The 26,337-nt window shown below is 42.5% G+C and carries 18 protein-coding genes; 2 read left to right on the top strand and 16 right to left on the bottom strand.

The features are described from left to right. Positions 1–46: 46 nt before the first annotated feature. Both GTQ34_RS16780 and GTQ34_RS01425 read right to left on the bottom strand, forming a co-directional pair. Positions 47–1,045, bottom strand: coding sequence for a bifunctional helix-turn-helix transcriptional regulator/GNAT family N-acetyltransferase (locus GTQ34_RS16780; protein ID WP_235914943.1), 999 nt, complete (start codon positions 1,043–1,045; stop codon positions 47–49). Positions 1,046–1,189: 144 nt separating this feature from the next. Beyond that, a complete protein-coding gene (locus tag GTQ34_RS01425) occupies positions 1,190–1,777 on the bottom strand; it encodes a superoxide dismutase family protein (protein WP_166521974.1) in 588 nt (195 codons plus the stop codon). Between the two features lie 168 nt (positions 1,778–1,945). On the opposite strand from GTQ34_RS01425, the gene GTQ34_RS01430 reads away from it, so the two are divergent. Beyond that, positions 1,946–2,152, top strand: a complete 207-nt coding sequence (locus tag GTQ34_RS01430) for a hypothetical protein (RefSeq protein ID WP_166521975.1) — start codon at positions 1,946–1,948, stop codon at positions 2,150–2,152. A 7-nt stretch (positions 2,153–2,159) separates the two neighbouring features. Here GTQ34_RS01430 and GTQ34_RS01435 read toward each other — a convergent pair whose 3' ends face one another. The 10 genes from GTQ34_RS01435 to GTQ34_RS01480 all read right to left on the bottom strand — a co-directional run bounded on the left by GTQ34_RS01435 (position 2,160) and on the right by GTQ34_RS01480 (position 18,355). Then, positions 2,160–3,380 carry a bifunctional alpha/beta hydrolase/OsmC family protein gene (locus GTQ34_RS01435; RefSeq protein ID WP_166521976.1) on the bottom strand — a complete coding sequence of 407 codons (1,221 nt, stop codon included), beginning with the start codon at positions 3,378–3,380 and terminating at the stop codon, positions 2,160–2,162. 72 nt (positions 3,381–3,452) lie between these two features. Then, positions 3,453–4,160, bottom strand: a complete 708-nt coding sequence (locus tag GTQ34_RS01440) for a DUF2490 domain-containing protein (protein ID WP_166521977.1) — start codon at positions 4,158–4,160, stop codon at positions 3,453–3,455. Beyond that, entirely contained in the window at positions 4,160–7,372 is a 3,213-nt protein-coding gene (locus GTQ34_RS01445) for a WD40/YVTN/BNR-like repeat-containing protein (RefSeq protein ID WP_166521978.1), read from the bottom strand. The genes GTQ34_RS01440 and GTQ34_RS01445 overlap by 1 nt, the downstream gene beginning before the upstream one ends. Positions 7,373–7,401: 29 nt before the next feature. Beyond that, positions 7,402–10,686 (bottom strand): amidohydrolase family protein, encoded by a 3,285-nt coding sequence (locus tag GTQ34_RS01450; protein ID WP_166521979.1) that lies wholly within the window; start codon positions 10,684–10,686, stop codon positions 7,402–7,404. A gap of 71 nt (positions 10,687–10,757) precedes the next feature. Beyond that, positions 10,758–11,360, bottom strand: a complete 603-nt coding sequence (locus GTQ34_RS01455) for a YdeI/OmpD-associated family protein (RefSeq protein WP_235914944.1) — start codon at positions 11,358–11,360, stop codon at positions 10,758–10,760. After that, positions 11,341–12,960, bottom strand: coding sequence for a M1 family metallopeptidase (locus tag GTQ34_RS01460; protein WP_166521980.1), 1,620 nt, complete (start codon positions 12,958–12,960; stop codon positions 11,341–11,343). The genes GTQ34_RS01455 and GTQ34_RS01460 overlap by 20 nt, the downstream gene beginning before the upstream one ends. A 45-nt stretch (positions 12,961–13,005) precedes the next feature. Then, positions 13,006–14,334 carry a M28 family peptidase gene (locus GTQ34_RS01465; protein WP_166521981.1) on the bottom strand — a complete coding sequence of 443 codons (1,329 nt, stop codon included), beginning with the start codon at positions 14,332–14,334 and terminating at the stop codon, positions 13,006–13,008. Then, positions 14,331–14,960 carry a TMEM175 family protein gene (locus GTQ34_RS01470; protein ID WP_166521982.1) on the bottom strand — a complete coding sequence of 210 codons (630 nt, stop codon included), beginning with the start codon at positions 14,958–14,960 and terminating at the stop codon, positions 14,331–14,333. Before GTQ34_RS01470 ends, GTQ34_RS01465 begins: the two co-directional genes overlap by 4 nt. A gap of 9 nt (positions 14,961–14,969) precedes the next feature. Continuing rightward, a complete protein-coding gene (locus tag GTQ34_RS01475) occupies positions 14,970–16,154 on the bottom strand; it encodes a nuclear transport factor 2 family protein (RefSeq protein ID WP_166521983.1) in 1,185 nt (394 codons plus the stop codon). Then, positions 16,151–18,355 carry a bifunctional alpha,alpha-trehalose-phosphate synthase (UDP-forming)/trehalose-phosphatase gene (locus tag GTQ34_RS01480; protein ID WP_166521984.1) on the bottom strand — a complete coding sequence of 735 codons (2,205 nt, stop codon included), beginning with the start codon at positions 18,353–18,355 and terminating at the stop codon, positions 16,151–16,153. Before GTQ34_RS01480 ends, GTQ34_RS01475 begins: the two co-directional genes overlap by 4 nt. A 102-nt stretch (positions 18,356–18,457) precedes the next feature. On the opposite strand from GTQ34_RS01480, the gene GTQ34_RS01485 reads away from it, so the two are divergent. Beyond that, positions 18,458–20,257, top strand: a complete 1,800-nt coding sequence (locus GTQ34_RS01485; RefSeq protein WP_166521985.1) for a glycoside hydrolase family 15 protein — start codon at positions 18,458–18,460, stop codon at positions 20,255–20,257. Positions 20,258–20,326: 69 nt separating this feature from the next. Here GTQ34_RS01485 and GTQ34_RS01490 read toward each other — a convergent pair whose 3' ends face one another. The 4 genes from GTQ34_RS01490 to GTQ34_RS01505 all read right to left on the bottom strand — a co-directional run bounded on the left by GTQ34_RS01490 (position 20,327) and on the right by GTQ34_RS01505 (position 26,276). Next, positions 20,327–22,138, bottom strand: a complete 1,812-nt coding sequence (locus tag GTQ34_RS01490) for an acyl-CoA dehydrogenase family protein (protein WP_166521986.1) — start codon at positions 22,136–22,138, stop codon at positions 20,327–20,329. A 21-nt stretch (positions 22,139–22,159) separates the two neighbouring features. Continuing rightward, on the bottom strand, positions 22,160–23,350 hold the full coding sequence (locus GTQ34_RS01495; RefSeq protein WP_166521987.1) for an acetyl-CoA C-acyltransferase: 1,191 nt from the start codon (positions 23,348–23,350) through the stop codon (positions 22,160–22,162). A 61-nt stretch (positions 23,351–23,411) separates the two neighbouring features. Next, positions 23,412–25,817 carry a 3-hydroxyacyl-CoA dehydrogenase/enoyl-CoA hydratase family protein gene (locus GTQ34_RS01500; protein WP_166521988.1) on the bottom strand — a complete coding sequence of 802 codons (2,406 nt, stop codon included), beginning with the start codon at positions 25,815–25,817 and terminating at the stop codon, positions 23,412–23,414. 12 nt (positions 25,818–25,829) lie between these two features. After that, positions 25,830–26,276, bottom strand: coding sequence for a MarR family winged helix-turn-helix transcriptional regulator (locus tag GTQ34_RS01505; RefSeq protein WP_166521989.1), 447 nt, complete (start codon positions 26,274–26,276; stop codon positions 25,830–25,832). Between the last annotated feature and the right edge of the window lie 61 nt (positions 26,277–26,337).

Raw genomic sequence — 26,337 nt, forward strand, 5'->3', positions numbered from 1 at the left:
ATAAACAAGAACGGCTTGGAATTCCCAAGCCGTTTTTATGTCAGTGTCAGTAGGCGAGATTTAATCGAAATCCATACACCTTTAACTCACCTTGGTTGAAATCCAAATCTTTAGACCTCTCAAAACCTAATTTTTCATACATTTTCCATGCAATTTTCATGTAATCTGTGGTGTGGATAATGAGTTGTTGATTGCCGAAACTTTTGGCTTTTTCAATACAAATTTTGCTCAATGCCTTTCCCACCCCTAATCCCCTTGCATAGGGAGCCACTGCCAAAAGTCGAAACCCAGAAGCATTTTTTTCCGTTGGTGCCGTACCTCCAGAACCGTAGTACTGCATGTCGTCAAAATAGAGTACAGCACCTAAAAGTCTTTCTTCAGTAGTTACCGCCACCAAAAGTTCAGTATTTGGATTTTTGGTGAACGAACCAATATTGGCCAAAGAGTCATAATAGGAGGGCTGTTCATCTGGTTTTGGAAATCCCTTCAAATTGGAATATACATTGACCATCAACTGACCAACTGCTTTTAATTCGGATGGTTTTACATTTCTGATAATAAAATGCCGCTTTGCTCCAAAGTGTTCATCATAGCGTTCTTTGAAGCTTCTTTCTTCAAACCTTCGTTCCAAGCTGTCAAGTTGTTCAAGAAAACTTTCAGGCACCAAATCTTTTAGTATTTCTTCTATCCGAAACCATTCCCTCTCAAAATCCTTCAATGCAGTTTTACCTTTTTTGGAAAGTTGGATTATCGTTTTTCGGGCATCGTTGGAATCCTTAAAACTATCCAAATATCCATGGGCTTTCATTTTGCGGGTTATTTTGATCAATGCAGGATGTGAAAAGCCCAATACAGTGGCCATTTCCGTTACCGTAAGTCTATTCCTATCTTTTAAAAGCAAGAAAACAACATGCCAGTTTGGCTCTATGGTCAACTGCAATCGGTTGTAGTGTTCTACCGTGGAAGAGGCTATTTTTTCATTCATCCTTTTCATACGCGCGGTGAAACCCAGATGGCTCAATTCGGTAAGAAAGTCGTTGTGCATGGAGATATTTTAGCTACAAATATATAAAATTCCGTAACTGGTTACGGAAAATTATGACATCCATAGTAGATAAAGGGATATCCAACGTTCAGAAAGCAAAAAAGCCGCAATCTGCGGCTTTTTCATTAAAAATTTAGGTACTTGCTATTGTATAATTCCGGTGCAAGAGATTCTTGGACCTGCAGCCCCACTGGGTTGTGAGGTAAAATCATCAACTCCTTGGTGCACAATAACGGCTTTTCCGACAATGTTTTTGGTTTCATCATCGCAGCCTATACACCATTCGTTTGTGGCAAAATCCACAGTGGCGTTACCATCTGCATCCGCAACAAAGTTGCCAATATCTCCTTTGTGGTATCCACCTTCGGCACCCCACTTTGCATGAGGCTGGAAGGTTGGGTTCCAGTGTCCGCCAGTAGATTTTCCATCATCAGAAGAACAGTCGGCCTTCTCATGGATGTGGATTGCATGTTCACCTGGTGTAAGGCCAGTAAAGGAGGCTTTCATAACAACCACTCCATTTTCTTCAGTAAAGGAGACTTCACCTTTTACTTGGCTATCACTTTTGGGTTCCATGGTAAAGGTCAACGTCTTTTTCTCTACTTTCTCAACGACTTCTTCAACTGTTTCCTCTACCGCGTCCGCGGTTGATTCCGCCTCTTTCTTTACTTCTTTACAACTAAACGCTGTAATCAATAACAGTCCTAAGACTACTGCTTTTATTTTCTCCATTGTAGGTATTTTTAGGTTTTCCCCTAAGATAATCATAATTCGTGGAGGTGTCAATTATTTTATAGTTCCATTGTTGATTACCAAGGGTTTAATGGTATGTTAATATAATGATCTGAGAATTATCCCGTTATTTTCAGAGGAGTTATAAATAAGCAAAATACCCTTGTTTTGTCCGAGCAAGTATCCAAGTATATCAAATTCTTCATCTATTGCAACAAGCGACGTTCTTTTTGCAAGGGCTATCAACGGTTAAAAAAGGAAAAGTTTTTGGGGTATATCGACCAACATAACTATATAAAATCACTGCGAAAAATACATCGGTCCGCTCTGGAATTGGAGTTGGACTATTTTGATATTCTGCACATGCGCATGTAGGCTTCGTCTATTCAACCAATTTGCTTATTACCTGAATTTGGCTATGCAGTGTTTTATGCACAGGACATTTATCTGCAATTTGCATGATCCGTTCCTGTTGCTTGGCATCTAAATCACCGGTCAACTGGATTTCCCTGTGGAAGGTGTCAATTTTGGCACTGTCCGTTTCACAGTTTTGACAATCTTCGGCATGGGTTTTATCGTAGGAGGTGTGCACTTCTACATTTTCCAAGGACCATTTTTTTCGCCTTGCATACATTTGGATGGTCATTGCGGTACAGGCTGATAGCCCTGCCGACACTAGTGCATAAGGTGATGGACCAAAATCATTACCCCCGAAATCTTCAGGTTCGTCGGCCACCATATAATGGTTGCCTACTTTCATGGAAGTAGTGAAGCCATCTTCTACGTCCAAACTGGCCACCACCTGATGTTTGGTGGACAAAGCACTTTTAGGACCGTCTTTAATGTCCAAATAGCGTTTGGCCCATCCTGAAATTACTTCGCCCACGTAATGGGAATCTTCTTTTCTGGATAATAAATGATCCGCCCCGTCCAAGGAAACAAAACTTTTGGGGTGGTGTGCTGCCACATAAATTTCTTCCGCGTTTTTAATGCCAACGGTATCGTCTTGCGGAGAATGCAAAATTAGTAGCGGCTTTCGCAACGCTTTTGCAGTTTCCGGTAAGGATTTGTTTTCCAAATCTTCCACAAATTGCTTTTTTATATTGAAATCGCGTCCGCCAAGATTGACCGTAGCTTCTCCTTCTTTCTGGATTTCTTCCAAATCACTCTTGAACAGATGTTTTACATGCACGGGACTGGATGGAGCTCCAATGGTGGCAATCGCATTGATGGAGCGTATTTGTGCTGCAGCAAAAATTACAGCGGCACCACCAAGGGAATGTCCGATGAGAAGGGTAGGAGCATCATAATTGTCTTCCAGATAGTAAGCTGCTGCTATCAAATCCTCCACATTGCCTGAAAAATTGGTTTCGGCAAAGTCACCCTCACTTTCCCCCAAGCCCGTGAAATCGAAGCGCAAGACTCCAAACCCGCTGGAGGTAAGTGCCTTGCTAATATTTTTGACCGCAAGTAGGTTTTTGGTACAGGTAAAACAATGTGCAAAGACCGCAAAGTTGTGAGGGTGTTGGTCCACGGGCAACTCCAATCGACCCACCAAGGTTTGTCCGCTTTTATTTTTGAAATTCACTTTTTGAAGCCCCATGACAAAAACTTTTTGTTTACAAGGCGAATCTGTAATCCGAACTATGAAAGAAAGTCTTCCAAACTTGGCTGGTCAGTTCACCTCTTTTTTCTTAAAGATACCCCTTAGGTCGGGATTATAAAAGAAACCTATCTGCCAACGGTCAAAAACAGCATTGGTAAATTGATTTCTCAAATATCCCAACTGAACGCTGCTAATTTTATTTATATGAAATCCAACGGCACCATAAAGCCTGTTTTGCCCAAATAGACTGTCTTGTAAATTGATGAATAGCTCATCATAAAAATTCAGAAAAAAGATGTCGGATAGGGGTAGCGTAACCTGAATTCGGTATCTGGCCCGGTGCTGTGTGTCCCTGCTAGGACCAAAATCAAGAAAACGTTGCTCAAGCCGATATCGATGCTCAAAAAGCAGCTTCCAGACTTTGTTTCTTAAAATGAACTGCTGAAAAATTCGATGTTCTCTACTGTCAAAAGCACCTTCCGGTTCATTGAAACTTACATCTGTCTTGATAAAGGCGTAGCCAGCAGTGGCCATGGCATTGGAATCAATATGATAGTTCAAACCGGTACGGAGCAGTAGTTGGTTGAAATTATCGGGAACTTCGTAATAACGAAATTGTCCCTCCGAGTGGATGCTCAGTTTTTCAGAAATCCTATTGGTCCCAAAATACATATACCAGGTCCCCCATTCTTCTTCTCCTGGAGTCTGTGCACTCAAGCTTAGAGTGCCCATAACCAAAACAACACAGGCCCCTATTATTTTATGGGTTTTTATCATCAATCCAAACTAAAGGTTTCCGTTTTTTTAAACGGTGAAATATCCAGAGATTCAATAGATTCTCGATAGGGCTTCCATTTTTCGTTAAAAAAATCGTTGGTTTTGTTCAACGCTGTTTTAAGCTCCTCCTTTGCAAACTCAACGAGACGTTCCTCGGTCTTTGTTATTCCTGATTTACGGCTGTTTACATAAAAATTGGCTGTGTTCAATCGTCTTATTACCGAAGTTTCGGGATTTCGGGTAATTCCTTGGCGTTTGTCTTCTTTTCCAATATAAAGAGCAACTATTGAGTCAATTTCTTTTACAACACTCTTGGAGGCCTTGATTTGTTCCTTGAACTTTTCTTTGTCCAAATCCTTCAATTCCTTTTGGAATTTGTTGGCCAAATCTTTGCTCTCCACTAATTGTTTTACAGCATCGGCAGCAGTTTGGGTATAGCTTTCCAGTTTTTTGCCTATCGCATACACCTCATTAATGGATGCCATGGAAACGTTCAACCTTGGGTCGGTCTTAACCGTGATCTGTGTAGAGTCGGACACGTTTCCATAATGGACTACCACTTTGTAAGTTCCTGGTTTCACATTGATTCCGCCTGACTCTTCTCTCTTTTTACTGATTTTTCTTGAAGGAGTATCTGGACCTTTTTCATCCAACTCCCAATAAATTCTGTGGAATCCGGCTTCTTTTGGGGTCTTCTGTTTCAACGTTCGAATCAATCGGTCTCCGTTATAGAATTTGAAGATTAGGGAGTCTTTTGTTTTTTCACCTTTTTCCGAGTCTTCACCATTCCCATTGGCATCTTCATTTTCCTCCTCTTTGGTTTCATCTTTGAGGTCTTTCTTGCCCTCTTTCAGATAGTACGTGATCATGGCTCCTTCTTTTCTGTTTTCACCATTATAAAGGGCATCACCTCCAAACCTACTTCCAGTAGGTTGCTGATAGGCGGCCAAATAAGCATCGGGGTTTTTAAAGAGGCTAACTTCTTTTTGTAGAATGGACATGTCACTGGCCAAAGCTCTTAGGGGCCTAATATCATCCAATACCCAAGCTGCCCTTCCAAAAGTTCCAATTACCAAATCGTTTTCCCTAGGTTGAATCGTCAAATCTTTTGTGGAGACCGTTGGGAAACCTTTGTTCCATTTTTGCCAATAGTTCCCGGCATTGAAGGAAACATATAGCCCGTCATCGGTTCCCAAGAACATGAGATTGGAGTTTTCTGTGTCTTCTACAATGGAGAGCGTGTAACTTGCTACATCATTCTGATCCACAATTCGGGTCCACGTTTTTCCATAATCCTTGGTCCTGTAAGCATAGGGAGTATAATTGAACCTACGATAATCATTGGCAATCAACAAAGCTTCTCCTTTGTTGTTTTTGGAGGCTTTTATTTGTGCAATCCAACTGCCATTTGGCAATCCCTTGATGTTTTGGGTGACTTCGGTCCATGTGGCTCCACCGTTTTGGGTATAGTGCACCCGACCATCGTCGGTGCCTACCCAAAGCATGTTCTTTTCGACAACGGAGGGCTCAACAACCAAAATGGTACAATGGTTTTCCGCCCCAGTGGCGTCCATGGTAAGTCCGCCGCTTTCGCTTTGTTTTTGTTTTTCAGGGTCATTAGTGGTCAAATCCGGCGAAATAACTTCCCAAGTCAATCCTTTATCTGTGGATTTATGGACAAATTGACTTCCAAAATAAACCGTGCCATTATCAAAGGGATCTTGTCCAATACCGGCATTCCAATTGAACCTCAATTCCGTTTCCGCATCAGGTGGGGTAGGACGTACCGTGTAATTGTTGCCTGTTTTCCAATCATAGCGTCTCACATAGCCCTGTTGACTCATGGCGTATCCATATCGACTGTCGTCCAAGTCGGGAACTACATCAAAACCATCACCAAAAGCAATCTCTTGCCAGTAGCTATTGCGTATGCCCTGATCACGCCATACGTAAGCAGGCCCACGCCAGGAACCGTTGTCTTGCATGCCTCCGTAAACGTTATACGGATATTCATTGTCCACATTAATATGATAGAACTGGGCTACGGGCAAATTGCCGATAAAGCGCCAACTTTTCCCACCATCTTTGGTGATGTTCATGCCACCATCGTTGCCATCAATCATGAACTGACCATTTTCGGGATGAATCCACCAAGAATGATGGTCTGGATGCACTCCATTATCCACCTGGTAGGCCGGCATCAATTGTTTAAAGTTTTTACCACCATCTTCTGATACGTTCACGTAAGTGAAAATGGAATACACCCGATTTTCGTTTTCGGGATCCACATAAATTTCAGAATAATAAAAAGGACGGTTCCCGATATCGTTCTTGTCGTTGATTTTTTTCCATTTGAACCCACCGTCTTCAGATTTATACAGGGCATTTTTTTTGGCCTCTACCAAAGCGTACACGATATTGGGTTTGTTTCTAGCGATGGCAATACCAATACGGCCCAATTCGCCTTTGGGCAATCCATCTTCTTCTAATACTTTGTTCCAGGTGGCACCACCATCATGGGTTATATGAAGACCACTACCAGTTCCTCCCGATTTGAAGAACCAAGGGTCCCGCTTGTGCTCCCATAAAGCGGCAATTAGTTTATTGGGGTTTGTTGGGTCCATGACCAAGTCGGCCACTCCTGTTCTGTTGTTTGCAAAAAGAATTTTTTTCCAGGTTTTGCCACCGTCAGTAGTCTTAAAAACTCCGCGTTCCGGATGCTCTCCCCAAGGAGAGCCTATGGCTCCCACATAAACCACATCAGGATTTGAGGGGTCAACTATTACTCTGTGGATATGTCTTGTTTTTTCCAATCCCATGGATTTCCAGCTCTTGCCGCCGTCCAAGGATTTATAGATACCATAGCCCCCGTTCAAACTGTTTCTCGGGTTTCCTTCTCCGGTTCCTACCCATATCACGGAGGGATTGGATTGTTGAATGGCCAAAGCACCGATGGAGGCAGTGACTTCTTCATCAAAAATCGGTTGCCATTTGATGCCTCCGGATGTAGACTTCCATAACCCCCCAGAAGCGGTTCCCACATACATAATGTCAGGATTGGAGTGTACCACATCTATAGCAGTTACTCTGCCACTCATTCCTGCGGGACCAATGTTTCTGGGTTTCATATCCTGGACCAAATCCATGGAAAATTCTTGTGCTGAAAAGGTAACTGATGCCAATAGGGCAAAAAGGAAAATAATCTTTTTCATGTGTTTAGTTTGCGTTTAGTTTTTGGGAATCAGTGGTGTCCAATATGGCATCCACATCCAGGCCTGGTGAAACTTTGTACATCTTCATGCCATGGAAATGCTGCATTGTACTTATTGTTTTCCCACCAGAATTTAGTTCGTGTTTCTTCGGTGTTTCCAACTTCATTCATGGTTTCGGTATCAAACAGACGGCCATTCACCATCGTATATTTTACCGTTTCGGTGTTTCGGATGTCGTCCAATGGGTTCTTGTCAAGAACAATCAAATCAGCCAGTTTTCCAACTTTTAGGGAGCCGATATCGTTTCCAGCCCCAATATAGTTGGCCCCATTGATGGTAGCCGCTTGTAACGCCTGCATATTGGTCATTCCGCCTTGATGCAACATCCAAAGTTCCCAATGGGCACCCAATCCTTGAAGCTGACCATGTGCCCCCATATTTACTTTTACTCCTTCATTGGCAAGGGCGGCGGCGGTTTTGGAAACCAAGATGTGGCCGTTTTCATACTCTTCGTCCGGTATCATGGTTCTGTAGCGAGAACGTGCATCGACCAAACCTCTTGGGGTGTACTTCAACAATTTCTCATTTTCCCAAACCTTGTCTTTCTGATAGAACCAGTATTCACCATTTATACCACCATAATTCACGATCAATGTGGGCGTATACCCTGAATTAGTGGTTTTCCATAATTCAAAAACATCTTTGTATACAGGTGCTACGGGAATATTGTGTTCCACTCCGGTATGACCATCCATAATCATGGTCATGTTATGATAAAAGGTCGACCCTCCTTCGGGAACTACGTTGATACCCAATTCCCTTGCTGCTTGCATTACTTGTTGACGTTGATCTCGTCGAGGTTGGTTGTAGCTCTTTACGGATTTGGCGCCAAAAGCCTTGGTTCTTCTAATGGCAGAACGGGCATCGTCCAAATTGTTGATTACGGCCTTGAAATCGCCATCCGCACCATAAAGGATGATTCCTGTGGAATATAATCGTGGCCCCACCATATCACCACTTTTGATCAACTCAGACATGGCAAAAATGGATTCGGTATTGGCTGATGGATCATGCGATGTGGTTACTCCAAAGGCTAAATTGGCAAACAATTGCCAATGTTTTTGGGTAGTGAGTCCGTAACGGAAACCGCCCACATGGGCATGAGCATCCACAATTCCCGGCATGATGGTCTTTCCCGACACATCAAATACTCTTGTATTGGATGGAATATTGATTTCATTGGCATTTCCTAAATATTCAATCTTGTTCTCGTTTACTACTAAGGTCCCATTTTCTATGACCTCATCACCTTCCATAGTGATGATTCGTGCGTTGGTAAAGGCAATTCTGCCCGATGGTTTATCCGTTTTATGAACCAAGCCCACTTTGATTCCTACACTATCCATTTTGGCCGCTTTTTCGGGAGAGTCCGGGAGGAACGTATACCGATCTTTGATATTATTGGCAAAATATTCATCACCAAGGGTCCAAAAAACTCTTTTACTATCTGCAGACCAGTGCAGATTGATTCCAGCATCCTTGGAAATTTGGGAAACTGGCACTGCTTTCGTCTTGTTGTCCAGATCAATTTCTTTCCCATTAAGCACCAAAGGTGCAACATAGGCCTTGTGCAGAACGGTGTAAGCAATCCATTCGTTGTCTGGGCTGGGGACCAAGCGGTTGGCATATTTGGATTTTACATGCAACCGTTCATCTTTCCCATTCAAATTGACCGATTTAAGTTCCTTGGTCAAACTACCAAAATAGGTGCCTCCTGTTTGATGAAAAATCCGTTGCCCATTTTTAGAGAACATGGGATATTCGCCATCTGGAACAATCCATTTTTTATTGGAACCGTCAGCATTCATGGTATAGATTCCGGCCTTTTTTGCAAAGGACAAACCTTGGTCTTGGTTACCGGGTTCTTTTCTGTAGGCGATTTGTTGCCCATCGGGACTAAACGTAGGGGTCCTATAGATTCCCCTTTCTGATGTTATGGTAGTTGTGGTTCCTCCAGAGGCAGATATTTTATGAATAGCACCCAAATTTTCGTCATTCCAGGTAACAAAAACAATCGTTTTACCATCTGGTGAGAAGGCAGGTTCAAATTCGAAATCTGTTCCCTTCGTTAGGCGTTTTGGCGTTCCATTGGGCAGTTTTTTAGTCCACAAGTACCCCAAAGCATTGAACAACAAAGTTTTTTGATCGGGAGAGGTGATCGCATGCCGAATAACCTTGGCCGTGAATTGATCCGGAGCGACCAGAGAATTGACCCTGAGTGTTTCAGCTATTTTAATTTTTGAATCTACCTTAAAAGGAATTGGGACAACTTCTAAGGTCTTAATATCAATTTTGTGGATTTTACCCTTGTTCCAAAAAACAATTTCCCTGTTGTTGGGCATCCAACTAAAGTTGGGGTACACTCCGAAGATGGCCCACGCTTCTTGTTGGTCCTTGTTGAGGTCATCAAAAAGGGGCCATTCCTCTCCAGTTTGCAGATCGTGAAGGTACAACACGGATTTGGTACGCACTCTTTTGACGAAGGCAAGCAATTTTCCATCCCGTGATACTTGTGGTCTGGCCGCTCCTCCCGGACCACCGGTTACCGTAATGGTCTTACCAGTTTCAAAATCATAGCGTTTGATTACATAGATTTGCTTGTTTGGGTCTTTATTGTATTGGAAAAAACCACCTGGATACATGTCTTCACTATAATACAAATACCGACCATCTGGAGATATACAGGGTTCGTTAACGTCTTGTTGGTCATTTTTCCGTTTGGTGAGCTGTAGTCCTGAACCCCCTGTAATGTGATATTGCCAAATTTCGCCGGCACCGAGAGATCGTTGTGAAGTAAAATGCTTTCGAGCCACTAAATAGTTCCCATTGGGCATCCAATACGGGTTGTTGAGCAACCTAAAATCTTCATTCGTAATTTGCTTTGCATTGGAACCATCGGCATCCATAATCCAGATATTATCACCACCTCCGGCATCACTGGTAAATGAAATCTTGGAGCCATCTGGACTAAAACGTGGTTGGATTTCAAAAGGGATGCCCGTTCGCAGTGCTTTTGCATTCCCTCCTGTAATTGGTATGGCATAAATATCACCCATTAGATCAAAAACAATGGTTTTTCCATCGGGACTTACGTCCAAATTCATCCAAGTACCTTCATTGGTTGTAAAAGCGTGTTCTTGATAGTTGAAATCACCTTCAGGATTGCTCACATCCCATTTATGATCATCTTTTTTTTCTTGGGAAAAGAGGTTGATGCATGTACATAGCACCACTAGTAAAATTGGCTTTTTCATTTTTGGAAGTTAATTAGTCGCTTAAAGATAAGTAAAAGGGGTTTTGGAATTCTTAAAGGGTTGTTAAGGCACTAGCTGCCGCCAAGGTTTCTGGATTTTATGTTTTGCGCGGACAGGGAAACAATTTCCAAAATCCTTTTGGAGCGGGTTTCTTCGCGCTTGGCCTGATTTAGCCAATACAAATAGCTCTTGCGCTGGCCTTTAGTAAAACTTTGGAAGTTTTCAAAAGCTTTCTTGTTTGTATCAAATACTTGTTGCAAATCTCCAGGGATAACTCCGTTCTCTACATCATCCAAGGCGGTCCATGAGCCATTGTCTTTTGCGATTTCAATGGCCTTCAAGCCACTTGGATGCATCAACCCTTTTGCTTTAAGGTCTTTGATGTGGTCTTTGTTGATCTTGCTCCAAACGCTTTTGGGTTTTCTAGGGCAAAAGTACTGTCGGCGTTTTCCGTTCCCCAAGCTTTTTACGGTACTGTCTATCCAACCGTAGCAAAGGGCTACACGTACCGCTTCTTCCCATCGCATGCTTTCTTTTTTGTGCTCAACCTTATAGAAAATTAGATAGACCCCAGGGGAAGTGGCATGGTTTTCATGGAGCCACTCGCGCCATTCATCATCATTTTTAAAATAGTGTTCGGCAAGCTGGTTCAAATCAGATTTTTTCCGTTTCAATATAAAAGTTCACATCAAAAATCAACGTATCACCTTTTAACTCTTCCGTTTTCCAATCTTTGCCGGGGAATAGCCATTGTTCTTGTTGGTCATCGGTAAAAACACGAATGGGCATATCAAAATCTGCAACTATGTCCACATAGCGGTAGGTGATGGAGTTTCCTTCCAACTTAAATTCCAATTTGGGAATCATTGTGGTCCTCAGATACTGGTTGAAGAATGCGGATAGGTCTTTTTCTGTCTTTTCACTGATATAGTCCTCAACTTGTTTCGTAGTGACAGTTTGATGGTAAAACTCAGTATTGAGACCTCTTAAAATTCGTCGCCACTGCTCGTCGTCCTCAATCAGTTGCCTAAGGGTATGGAGTATGTTGGCTCCTTTGTAGTACATATCTCCCGAGCCGCGTTGGTTGACATTGTAGGGTCCAATTATGGGACGATCATTTTGGATGTTGGCCCGGGTTCCAATCACGTACTCCGCAGCTGCTTTGGTTCCGAAGTGATAATCCAAGTACAGATTTTCAGAATAGGCAGTAAATCCCTCATGAATCCACATGTCAGCGATATCTTTGTAGGTAATGTTGTTGGCAAACCACTCATGTCCTGCTTCGTGGATGATGATAAAGTCAAACTTCAACCCCCAACCTGAACCTGAAAGGTCCCTACCCAAATAGCCATTCTGATAACCGTTGCCGTAGGTGACTGAGCTTTGGTGTTCCATACCCAAGTAGGGAACCTCCACTAGTTTAAAACCATCTTCATAAAAAGGATATGGGCCAAACCAATGTTCAAAGGCTTCCATCATCATTGGGGTCTGCTTGAATTGCTCCTTGGCCTTTTCCAAATTTTCAGGCAACACATAATAATCTAAATCCAAGGTGCCTTTTTCCCCTTCGTATTCTTCACTAAAATGAACATAATTGCCAATGTTGATGTTAACACCATAATTGTTAATGGGATTGGAAACAGCCCAATGAAATGTTTTATAATCTCCATTATCGTCCACCTTCTCCAACTTTCCGTTGGAAACGTCCATTAAGTCTTTTGGTACGGTTACACTGATTCGCATACTGTCAACCTCATCATACATATGGTCTTTATTGGGCCACCACACACTAGCTCCTAAACCTTGACAGGAAGTAGCTATAAAAGGATTCCCGTTCTCATCTTGCTTCCATGAAAAACCACCGTCCCAAGGTGCTCTGATTGCTTTTCTGGGGTGACCGGAGTATTCGATATGAATCTGGTTAAACTCGCCGGGGTGTTGCTTTTTTTTCAACTTGATGAAGTGGGCAGGTCCTTCGGATTCAAAATCCAGTTGTTCCCCATCTTGGGTAATAGAAGCAATTTTCATGGGTTCTTGTAGATCTATTTGAAGCGTTTCTGCTTCTTCCAATACCTTGTATCGCACCGTGTTGCTTCCAGAAATGAATTGTTTTTCGGGTTCTACCTTTACATTGAGATGGTAGTAGTTCAAATCCCACCATTCCCGTTCCGGTGTAATACTGCCCCTGAGCATGTCTTGTCTTGTGAAGTTCTGGGCTGAGGCAAAAAATCCACCTAGGACGAAGAACATGGTGATTGCAAAAAAGTACTTCATATGGATTTTCTAATGAGTTTGAACTGCGTGACGTTGGCATTTCATCTATCTAAAAACCTTGTTCGGAAAAACCACTGGACTTTCATGTCCGTTCTTGCCTACGGATGCCACGCCGAAAAAATAATTGTCAATAACTATGCCGTCCAAGGTGTGTTCAGTAAAATTACCCACATATTTGTAATTATCCCAAGTGGGGGAAGTTGTATCCCTCCAGTAAATCTTATATCCAGCGGCACCGTTTACGCTGCTCCATTTCAGCTTGGCAGATGGTTCCACAATTCCTCCAATTTCCACTGTGGATGGAGCAGGAGGGGCCCAAGCAATTGAGGCCAGGGAAATGGCATTGACGGCAGTTAATTTTTTGGCGTAATCAAAGTTGACATGTTCCAAAACGTCGCCGTATGCTATACCATCTTCAATCCGAATGTCTTGGTGTTGTTGGGTGTAGTTCTCATGAGCTTCCATAATACGTATTCCGGCAAAACCTGCATCGTTGAAAGGCCTGTGGTGGCCACCCCGTCCAAATCGATCTAGTCGATAAATGAGCATGGGATTCATTTCGGGCATGTACGTTTTTGTGGTTTTGTGCACATAACGCGCCAGTTGTCTTGAAATTCCGTCCACTTCACCTCCATAAAATCGCCGTGCACGCCTTTCATCTTCCGTTTCGGTTGGAGGAACAGGTTCCGAAAAGATTCTGAAATCACGGTTACTGACCACGCCATCCACACCCGAGATGTTACCGATCATATCATTATTCAGGATGCCCATAATGTCCCAACCATTTTCTTTGGCATAAGCCGCAAGACCCCTGCCACCATATAGCCCCTGTTCCTCTCCTGAAAGGCCTACGTAAATAATGCTGCTTTCAAATTGATATTTGGAAAGGACGCGGGCCGCTTCGATGGCCCCAGCCATTCCACTGGCATTGTCATTGGCCCCGGGTGAATCGGAGGAAAAATCCACAGGGTCACTAACACGCGAATCAATATCACCACTCATGATGATGAAGCGGTTTGGGTATTTGGTACCCCGTTGGATAGCAACCACGTTGACCACCCAAACATCCTTGATGATTCTTCTGCCTTCTCCTTCCTTTACCAAATCTTTTTGATAAAAAACCTCAAGACAGTCGTTACAATCCGATGAGATTTTGTCAAACTCGGATTTAATCCATCTTCTGGCTGCCCCAATACCACGAGTTTGCGAGACTGTGTCACTCAGCGTATGCCGTGTGCCAAAACCTACCAAGGTGGTAATATCTTTTTCAATACGCTGAGCCGACACCGCATTGATGATTTCGTAAATTCTTGAATCGGTTTGTGAATAGGAATTAATGAACCAAACACAAATAAGAAAGGTGATTTTTTTCATAAAATATTGGGGTGTTTTTTATTGAACCAACTGGAATGCCAAAAGCATAGGGGACCTATCAGGAAGTAAATCCATCCTGGGAAACCAAAGCCCATTCCAATTTTTAAAATGGAAAACAATATAGAAATTGAGGCAACCAGTACAAAAATTGCAAAATGTTTAGCATAAAAGAAAAGCACCAAAGAGTTTTGAACGGACTTGGACTTTTTATAGGCTCTGTAATACATCAAGGCATAACAGGTGAATATCAGCAAAAATCCCACACCATAAAGGGTGAAAAGATAGGACAGGTCTGCCATTGAATTCACACCACCTTCGCCCATCCATGACTGTACCATGGTTTTTAGTGGAAAAACATAATATAAGGCTACAAACAGGAGGATGGAGTTGATTGCAATAATCCAGTTGTCCATGTAGTTACTTCTTCTGAAAAAATTGTAATGCAACCACCACAAGGCCACCAAAACAAAAAAACTTACTGCAAAACTCAAAAACCCAGCCCCTAATGACTTATCAATTTGGAAATTGTCGTTAATATCAAAATTAACCACCATAAGGGTGGCCGCAAAGGCGAAGACACCATCGCTGAAAGCTTCAATACGGTTCATGTTGTGTAGCAACTTCACAGACGTAAATTACCGTAAAAAAGTGACTTTGACAATCTCACCATTATCAACTTCATAAATGGCAACAGCATTGATATAAGAACCGTTGACCATTACCAGCTCCTCATCAATGACCTTGTTACCCATTACGATCCGGTTTTTTATCTCGCAGTGTAGGTCGGGTGTATTCTCAAAAAAAGAACCGTAACGTTCACGCATCTTTTCTTTGCCTTCCAGAAAAAGGGTGTTGGGAAAATTGAACAGTTTGACGTTTTCGGAATAGGTATCCATAAACGCATCAAGATCACGGGCATTATAGGCTTCTAGTTGTTTTTGAACAATCACTTTGGGAGATTCATCTGCTACAAAAGCCAACCGAGTCTTACTTTTATTGACCGCGATGCGAGAGATGTTGTTGATTTCTTCTTGTTCAAAACGAACTAACGGTTCCCATTCAATCCCAGACTGTGTGTCGAACGTTAAAAGTGATTTACCCGCTCCGGTAAGCAAAGTGTTCTTGTTCAACCAACAGATATCCTCTTCATTTCTGTAGGTCTCTGCAATAACATTGGTGGCTCCTGAAATTGGATTAAAAGATTTGATCTCCCAAATTTTCTTTTCTTTGCTGATGAAACCAACAAGCTCTGTGTCCGGTATTCTGTGCAAAGAACGCCCCACATTTTTTTGATGGGTATAGTTGGTGCCGTCCTTTAGATTGGTCACCACCAAGTCCAAACGATTTTCTGCCAATACTGAAGAAACAAGAATATGATCGTTGTACCAGATATGATAACCAATTTTCAAATCGGTGATGGGTTTTGATTCCCCGGTGTTCAAATCGTATTCATATAGTCTTTGCAAACCGTCCAAATCCAATCGAATGGCCGATATGTTCTGCGAACCCGGAATTTGCAATGGCGAATATTCACTTCCGGTAGGAGTGTTTGAAATCCACTGAGAAGTACTTCCCTTACTTATGTTGAATCGCAAAATGTCTGTTTGGTCTGCACGTGTGGATGAGAACAAAACGGTGTCATCATTCCAAAAGGAAGGTTGGTTATCGTATCCGTGATTGTTGGAGATGTTTTTGGGATTGGAAAGGGCAGGGACATTTCCCTGCCACTCCAAGTCAAAGAGGTATACTTCTGTGTTGCCTTGTGCGATAGAATCTGTGATGGCAAAAAGTCCTAAAAGGATAAATAATCGATAGATCATGCTTGTGCAAATTGTTTTAATAGTTCCCTTACGCGTTTGGTGTTTTCCACATAGTATTTGGCCTGTGTTTTTTGGAAGCCCACTTTCACTGTTATGGAAGTATCTGGAAGCTCCTGAAACATATATTCATCTGTCCAATCATCACCAATTGCAAATACAAAATCATAATCTTCCTCACCCAGTATTCGTACCGCGGCCCTACCTTTGTTTACATTGCTACTTTTTACTTCCATGACCTTATTGCCGTTGAGCACACTAATATCGTCATTACCGATAAGACTCCTTAGCACTGTGCCCAGTTCCGATGCCCGTTTCTCGCCGAAATCGGGGTCGGTGTTTCGATAGTGCCAGGCGAGGGAATAGTTTTTTTCTTCCACGAAAGATCCTGGTGTCCTATCCACAAAAGATTCCAGTACGGGCCGGATTTTTTCCATCCATTCGCCTTTTACTTTTTCCAACATTTTAAAATCCTGACCGTTTTTCGAGATCCAAACCCCATGTTCTACAATCATGTTATACCTCTTATGAAGAAACCAGCGACCGAAGGTCTGTTTATCCCTCCCACTGATCAGGAACAGGGTTGTGTTTTCTTGGTTATTGATTTTGTCTAGAAGCACATATAGCTCATCATCTGGTGAGGCTTTTTGGGGATCTTTGTGAAATCCCGCCAAAGTGCCATCATAATCGAGAAACAACAAGCGTTTTTTGGCTTGATTGTATTTTTTGTTCATTTTCTGTAATACACCATCCGACACTTTTTTTGCAACAAAGGTGTTACGGACCACACTACTTTTCTGTTTTAAAGCTTTCATAAATTCATTGGCCCAGACTTCTACATTATAGCGCTCCAATCGATTTTGAAGAAAGGTATTTCGTGCCATTTGTTCTTCTTCAGGCATGTTTATGGCCCTTTTCAGGGTATCTGCCTGTTGTTCAAAATTATTTGGGTTTATCAACAATGCTTCGTTCATTTCGTAAGCAGAACCCGCCATTTCACTTAAAATGAGGACACCGGTTTTATCGGTTCTTGTGGCAATGTATTCCTTGGCGACCAGATTCATGCCATCACGCAAGGGTGTAAGCCAAGCGATATCGCTAGTAGTGTATAGATCAATCAAGCTCTCAAAACCCAATGATCGGTAGAAGTACCATATCGGAGTCCAATTGACTGTGGAAATCTCACCGTTGATTCGTCCCACCAATTCGTCAACTTCTCTTTTCAAAAGCTGATACTGGGGAACATTGGAACGAGACGGGACGGCCAGTATGATTAAACGCACCTTTTCTTTGTATTCTGGATATTTGTTTAAAAAATACTCAAAGGCGTTAATGCGTTTCGCTATGCCCTTGCTATAGTCCAATCGGTCAATGGAAAGAATAAGTTTGGTGTCCGGAGCGGACGCTTTATGACTGTCCAGTCGCTCTTGCAGGTCACTTTTCTGGTTTTTATCGTGGTCAAGGGCGGCATTTTTGAACTTCCTATAGTCGATTCCCATTGGAAAGGAATCTACTTTGATGACCCTATTGTCCATAAAAATATCGTTGAAACTTACCTCCAGTCCCAAAATTCTTCTTACCGAACTCAAAAAATGGCGTTCGTAGTCATAGGTGTGAAACCCGATAAGGTCAGAACCCAACAACCCTTCAAGCACCTCTCTACGCCAAGGGAGGGTCCTGAAAATCTCATAGGATGGAAATGGAATGTGCAAAAAGAATCCGATGGACGTCTTAGGTCGTTTTTCCCTAACCATTTGTGGCACCAGCATAAGCTGATAATCATGGACCCAAATAGTATCATCATCATTTGATTTTTCTATGATTGCATCGGCGAACTTTTGGTTTACGGCTTTATAGGTATTCCAGAAGTCCAGCTCAAACTCAGAATATTCCATAAAATAGTGGAATAGTGGCCATATCGTTCGATTACTAAATCCAAAATAGAACCCCTCCACCTCTTGTGCGTTTAAACTAACCTTTGCACATCCGTGTTCTTTAAGGGCATCATCAATGTTCTGGTCCAATTCGTGAGGCGTTTCTTCATCGGTAAGTCCCGACCAACCAATCCAAAGACTTTCGCCGCCACTATGAACGGATTTCATTCCTGTAGCCAATCCCCCCACGCTGGGCACTGCATTAATCTTTCCGTTGCTGATTTGCAATTGAACGGGTAGTCGATTTGAGATTATGATAGTTTTGCCCATAAAAGGATGCTTTTGTCGGGTTTTGCTTTATAGTTTTTTTAAAATTCGTGAAATTCGGGCGCAAAAGCAATTCATTCGAAACGTTTTACGGATATTTAGCCCATGGATAACTTGGATTACGGTATTATTGGCAATTGCAGAAGTGCAGCCCTTATTTCAAAAACTGGTTCATTGGATTGGTGCTGCCTTCCCGAATTTGATTCACCTTCCGTTTTTGCAAAACTGTTGGACGAAAAAAAAGGTGGCAGTTTTGAGATAAAAACTGGGCCCGAATACAAAATAAATCAAGAATATCACAGAAATACGGCCATTCTGGTTACCCGATATTCTGATGGCGACAATATTTTTGAGATTCACGATTTTATGCCGCGTCATCATAAACCCAATGGCAAATACAATGCTCCTCCTGAAGTTGTGCGCTATATAAAGTATGTTTCGGGCGAACCTAGGTTTTCTGTGTATTATGACCCTCGACTGGAATACGGAATGGGACTTACTACCCATCATGTAAAAGCAAATTATGTAGTAAGCTTGACCCACAAGCAAAAGTTCGACACCTTGTTTCTGTATACGTCTTTCAACAAGAATACCGTGATGGACGGAGGGGAAATTATGTTGAAAGAGGATGGTTTTTTTCTTGTGTGCTACAATGAGAAGATTTTGAAACCCAGTGTTGACCGAATGGCCCTTGAACTTGAAAGAACCAAGGTGTATTGGTTGGATTGGGTAGCCAAAGGACCCACATACAAACAATTTAATGATGAAATTGTACGAAGTGGGATTACACTTAAGTTATTGACCTACGATAAAACTGGAGCTGTATTGGCCGCTGCCACTACGTCTTTGCCAGAAACCATTGGCGAAGTCCGGAATTGGGACTATCGGTTTTGTTGGATTCGAGACGCTTCCATGGTGATTAAAGTGGTTTCAGAACTGGGCCATAAAAACTCCGCGAAAAGATATCTGCAATTTATTATTGATTTGATGCCGGATAAGGATGAAAAGCTTCAAATTATGTACGGCATCAATAAGGAAAAGACCCTTACGGAACGAACACTGGACCATCTGGAGGGTTACCAGGGCTCAAAACCAGTTCGCGTGGGCAATGCCGCCTACAAGCAACGACAAAATGATATTTATGGCATTTTAATGGATGTCATTTATGAACAATTGATGAAGTTTAGCAACGACATTGAAAATGTGGAAGAGCTTTGGAGCATCACCAAGGGAATTGTTTGGATTGTTGCCAAGCACTGGAAAGAACCGGACAAGGGTATATGGGAGTTTAGGGGGGAAGACCGGCACTTTACATTTTCAAAGGTTTTGTGCTGGGTGGCATTGGATAGGGCCATTAAAGTCGCCAAAATGTTCGGTAAGCATCGAAAAATAGAGAAATGGTCCGTTCTGGAGCAAGAAATAAAAAGAGATATACATCAAAATGCGTGGAATAAGGACATAAATGCCTTTGTACAATCCTATGGGTCCAAACATTTGGATGCTTCCGTGCTCTTGATGGAACCCTATGGTTTTATCCATGCCAAAGACCCGAAGTACGTCAGCACGGTTAGGGCCATAGAGGAAAACTTAAGTAACGATGGACTGCTTTATCGATATAAAAATGAGGATGATTTTGGGTTGCCTTCATCCTCTTTTACCATATGCACCTTCTGGTTCATTAATAGCCTATTTAAAATTGGGGAGGAAGAAAAGGCTTTGAAGCTTTTTGAACGGTTACTGGGCTATAGCAACCATTTGGGACTCTTTAGTGAGGATATTGATTTTAAGACCAAACGGCTATTGGGCAATTTTCCGCAGGCGTACTCCCATTTGGCCTTGATAGAATGTGCCATCAATTTCTCCAAGAAGATGAGCGAAGAACGGATTTTGGAATCTATTGGCTAACACTAGAAAAGTAAAAGCCGCCCTTTAGGGCGGCTTTTCTACTTCAGCATCGCTTCAGCATTATTTGAATTAATCAAAAACGTATCCATTATCAGCGGCTACTTTGTTCGCTATTTGTGTACGCAGTTCTACCACATTCGGTTGATTTGTGTACTTGGTAAAGCGTTTCAATCCCATGAGCATCATACGTTGTTCATCGCCTTCGGCAAAAGAAACAATAGCTTCTTTTCCTTGTTGGCGAACGATGTCCACTGCTCTATAAAGATATAGTTTGGCCATAGCAATTTGCGTTGCTTGAGGATTTTCTCCGAAACGTTTGGCATTTTTTTCGGTACGGAGAATGGCAGATTCAGCCAAATAGATTTGAATCAGTATATCCGCTGCCGACATCAATAGCATTTGGTGTTTCTCCAAATCTGGACCAAACTTTTGAACGGCGCTACCGGCAACCATAAGGAATACTTTTTTTAATCGGGCCACCATGTCTTTTTCTTCTGAAAATAATTCAGAGAAATCAGGTGTTTCAAATGAAGGGATTCCCATTAATTCTTCCCCAACTGCAGTAGCAGGTCCCAAGAGGTCCACATGTCCTTTCATGGCTTTCTTTACCAACATGCCTACGGCCAGCATTCTATTTATTTCGTTGGTTCCCTCATAGATTCTGGCGATTCTGGCATCCCGCCAAGCCGATTCCATTGGGGTATCAGCACTAAAGCCCATTCCACCAAAAATTTGAATTCCCTCATCAGTAGTGTGCTGAACATGCTCGGAGACAGCCACTTTTAAAATGGAGCATTCTATGGCATATTCTTCCACACCCTTTAATTCAGCCTCTTGATGAGAATTTCCATCAGCTTCACGAATGGCAATCCTATCCTCGATGTCCTTGGCGGCCCGGTAACATGCTGATTCATCCACATAGGCATTAGTGGCCATGTCTGCAATTTTCGCCTTAATGGCACCAAAGTTTATGATAGGTGTCTTAAACTGGACCCGTTCATTGGCATATTTGGCAGCTTCATTGATTACGCGCCTCTGCGCCTCCAAACAAGCTGCTGCCAACTTGATTCGACCTACATTGAGTGCATTCATGGCTATTTTAAAGCCATTTCCTCTTTCAGACAACATGTTTTCCACCGGAACTTGGGTTTCATTAAAGAAAACCTGACGGGTAGAGGAGGAGTGGATGCCCAATTTTTTCTCTTCGTCCCCCAGTGTTATTCCATTGGAGGGGTCGTTCTCCACGATAAACCCAGTGATGTTCTTGTCATCTTCAATCCGGGCAAAAACAATGAAGAGGTTACAGAATCCTGCATTGGAAATCCACATTTTTTGTCCCGTGATGCTGTAGTGTTTACCATCTTTGGAAAGCACGGCCTTGGTCTTTCCAGAATTGGCGTCGGAACCAGCTCCCGGTTCGGTCAAGCAATAAGCACCAAACCACTCTCCTGTGGCCAGTTTAGGGACATATTTTTGTTTCTGCTCCTCCGTTCCATATAAGGTGATGGGCAGAGTGCCGATTCCGGTATGTGCCCCAAATGCAGTACTAAAAGAACCCGTGGCTCCCGATATATAATCACAGACCAGCATCGTAGAAACGAAGCCCATGCCCATTCCACCATAAGCTTCGGGAACCGCTACACTAAGTAGGCCAAGCTCTCCAGCCTTTCTCATACACGCTTCGGTGTAGGCATAATCCTTTTTCTCGAACCGTTCCCAGTGCGCCCAAAGTTCACGATCAACAAATTCCTTGGTACTTTCACGCATCATTTTTTGTTCTTCGGTCAAGTCTTCGAGGGTAAAAACATCCTCACAATCAGTTTCTTTCACCAGAAACTGACCACCTCTTAAAATTTCTTTGTTTAGGGTTTCAGCACTCATAGCTATATGTTTATTTTCTTACTAGTTTAAAAATTCGTAGATACCTGCGGCTCCTTGCCCGGTTCCGACACACATGGTAACCATTCCATATTTGCCCTTCATATCTCGCTTACGCATTTCATCAAAAAGCTGGACAGATAGTTTGGCTCCAGTACACCCGAGCGGATGGCCCAAGGCTATGGCTCCACCATTGACATTGACAATTTCCTGGTTCAAGTTGAGTTCACGAATTACTGCCAACGACTGTGACGCAAAGGCTTCATTCAATTCGATGAGTTCAATGTCATCTTGTTTCATCCCCGCTTGTTTTAAAGCTTTTGGAATAGCTTTTACTGGACCGATACCCATGATTCTAGGTTCTACACCAGCAGCAGCATAGTTGACAAGCCGCGCAATGGGCTCCAAATTGAGTTCTTTTACCATTTCCTCACTCATGACCAATACGAAAGCGGCACCATCACTCATTTGAGAAGAGTTTCCTGCAGTAACACTCCCGTCAGCTGCAAATACGGGTCTTAATTTGTTCAAAGTTGGAATGTTTGTTCCTTTTCTAGGACCTTCATCCTTATTGACCGTATATGTAGTTGTTTCCTTTTTGCCCGCATTATTAACGAAAGTATGTTCTACTTCTATGGGTACAATCTGGTCTTGAAAACGATTTTCCTCTTGTGCTTTAAGCGCTTTCATGTGTGAATTGTACGCAAACACATCTTGGTCTTCCCTGGATACATTGAACTGTTTGGCAACGGCTTCTGCAGTAAGTCCCATTCCCCAATAATAGTCCTCATGGCCCTCTTTTGCGGTTGCATAATCGGGTGTGGGTTTGTAACCTCCCATGGGAATATAGCTCATGCTCTCAGAGCCACCTGCAATGATGCAATCGGCCATACCTGATTGGATTTTGGCTGTTGCGATACCAATGGTTTCCAATCCTGAGGCACAATATCGGTTAACGGTAACCCCAGGAACGTCCTCAATATTCAATCCCATTAGTGAGATCAACCGGGCCATATTTAACCCTTGCTCGGCTTCCGGCATCGCATTTCCCACAATAACGTCATCAATACGTTTTTTATCCAACTGGGGAAGCTCTTTCATCATGTGTTCAATCGTCTCTGCGGCCAATTCATCCGGTCTTTTAAACCTGAACAGTCCTCTGGGGGCTTTTCCTACCGCAGTTCTATATGCTTTTACTATATAAGCTGTTTTCATTTTTTTTTGATTTTTAGATTCAAGAACCAGGAGTAAGGACTTGGTATCTTGATTCTTGTTTCTAATTTCTCAATGGTTTTCCTGTTTTCAACATGTGTTGGATACGTTCCAGGGTTTTTCTTTCAGTACAAAGTGATAAAAATGCTTCACGTTCCAAATCTAAAAGGTATTGTTCAGTGACATAACTGGCTTCTGATAAATCTCCACCGGCCATCACATAGGCCAATTTATCAGCAATCTTTTTATCGTGTTCAGAGATATAATGTCCTGCTTCCATGGAATCCGTTCCTACTAAAAACATACCTAATGCCTGTTTTCCAAGTACTTTTACATCCTTACGTTTAGGAGGCTTGGTGTAGCCCGACTCCGCCAAAATTTTGGCGTAAGCTTTTGCTGTTGCAATTTGGCGGTCTTTGTTCACCACAACTACATCCTTTCCTTTTTGTAGAATTCCCAAATCGTATGCTTCGTAAGCCGAAGTGGATACTTTAGCCATTCCGATGGTCAAAAAGTATTCTTGGAGAACGTTCAATTCCACGTCATTTTTTCTAAAGGTGTCCGAGGCTCTTAAGGCCATTTCTTTGGAACCTCCGCCTCCGGGAATAACTCCAACTCCAAATTCCACCAATCCAATATAGGTTTCTGCTGCAGCCACGACTTTATCCGCATGCATGGAAAGCTCGCATCCGCCTCCCAGGCACATCCCGTGGGGTGCGGAAATGGTGGGGATGGATGAATATCGCATCCGCATCATGGTGTCTTGGAAGTATTTTATGGCCATGTTCAGTTCGTCATATTCCTGCTCAACAGCCATCATAAAAATCATGCCTATGTTGGCTCCCACAGAAAAATTGGCCGCCTGGTTTCCTATAACAAGACCTTGAAAATCCTTTTCGGCTAAGTCGACCGCTTTATTGAGTCCTGCCAGTACATCACCTCCAATGGTATTCATTTTGGATTGGAACTCACAGTTGAGAATGCCATCACCCAAATCCTCGATGACCACACCACTATTTTTGAATACTTCGTTTGATTTACGAATGTTGTCCAAAATGATGAAAGCATCTTGACCGGGAACCTTTTCCATGGCCTTTTTTGGAATATCATAAAAATAGGTAGCTCCATCCAGTACGGAATAAAAAGATTCCATGCCGGCAGCTTTCATGTCATTGACCCATGAAGCGACTTCGAGGCCTTCGGTTTCTATGAGTTCTAGACCCTTTTCAAATCCTACGGCATCCCAAATTTGGAATGGTCCGTGTTCCCAACCGAAACCAGCTTTCATGGCATCGTCAATCTTGTAAAGTTCGTTTGTGATTTCAGGAATACGATGCGTAACATAGGCAAACAGGGCACCAAAACTCTTTCTGTAAAACTCACCTGCTTTGTCTTTTCCATTGACCAAAACAGAAAAACGATCAATTACCTTATCAATGCTCTTTGTCAATTCCAGCGTTGGAAACTTTGCGCTTTTTTTGGAACGATAATCCATCGTGTCCAAATCTAAAGTCAAGATTTCACTCTTGCCGTTATCCCCCTTTACTTTTTTATAAAACCCTTGTCCTGTTTTACTCCCTAACCATTTGTTATCCACCATGGTCTTGATGAAACCGGGCAGTTCAAAAAGTTCGTGGCGTTCATCGTCCTTACAGTTTTCATAGATGCCGTTGGCGACATGCACCAAAGTATCCAGACCGACAACGTCCACAGTGCGGAACGTAGCGGACTTGGGCCTTCCGATTACGGGTCCGGTAAGTTTGTCCACCTCTTCAACGGTCATCCCTAAATCTTTGACGGCATGAAAAAGGCTTTGGATGCTAAAAATACCGATTCTATTACCAATAAAAGCCGGAGTATCCTTGGCCACTACGGAAGTCTTGCCCAAGAATTTTTCTCCATAGCCGTTTAGAAAATCAAGAACATCCTGAGAGGTTTTTGGTCCCGGAATGATTTCAAAAAGTTTTAAATATCTGGCCGGATTAAAGAAATGGGTTCCACAAAAGTGCTTTTGGAAATCCTCACTTCTTCCCTCACTCATGAATTTGATAGGAATACCCGAAGTATTCGAAGTGATTAAAGTACCCGGAGTACGGTGTTTTTCCAGATTTTCGAACACTTGTTTTTTGATGTCCAAACGTTCGACCACCACCTCAATAATCCAATCTACCCCTGAAATCTTTTTAATGTCGTCTTCCAGGTTTCCTGTGGTGATTCGGTTCGCAAACTTTTTATGATAAATGGGAGAGGGTTTGGATTTTAAGGCTGCCGCAAGCGAATCGTTGACCAACCGATTTCGAACAACTTTATTTTCCAAGGTGAGTCCTTTGGCCTTTTCCTTTTCATTGAGTTCCCTTGGGATTATGTCCAATAATAAAACCTCGACACCGATATTGGCAAAGTGGCATGCTATACCGCTTCCCATGATACCCGAACCGATTACGGCAACTTTATTAATATGCCTTTTCATCTATGTAATATATTAACTAGTTGTTTTGATATAAATTTTCTTATCTGCGATAAGCTTGTTTATAATATCTGTAGTATTGAAAAAACCTACCAAATCTTCTTCAGAAACATGCTCCTTGACCACGTCATTGAAGCGTAATACCACATCTTTGGAATCTTTTCGTTTTTCCAGCCCCAGGGCGGTTAAATGAATTAAGACACCCCGACCATCTTTCGGGTTGGGTTTTCTTTGGATGTATCCTTTTTCTTCAATACTCTTCAAAATTCGGGAAAGACTTGTCGCTTCCATGCCCATTTTCGGCCCCAAGGCGGTGCTTGGAGTTCCCTTTTTTGGGTCGATGCTCAAAAGGGTGAAGCCAATGGCCATGGTTAAACCATAATTCTTGGCTTCTTCATTATACATCTTGATTACAGCTTGCCATGTGGCCCGCAGTGCATAGTCTATGGTCAATTCTTTCATGAACCTAGGTTGAGGACATCAAATATAGGAAAATTTATTATGCATGCATAATAAATTTATC

Origin of the sequence: Flagellimonas ochracea (assembly GCF_009903685.1) — a bacterium.
Classification (GTDB): Bacteria; Bacteroidota; Bacteroidia; order Flavobacteriales; family Flavobacteriaceae; genus Flagellimonas; species Flagellimonas ochracea.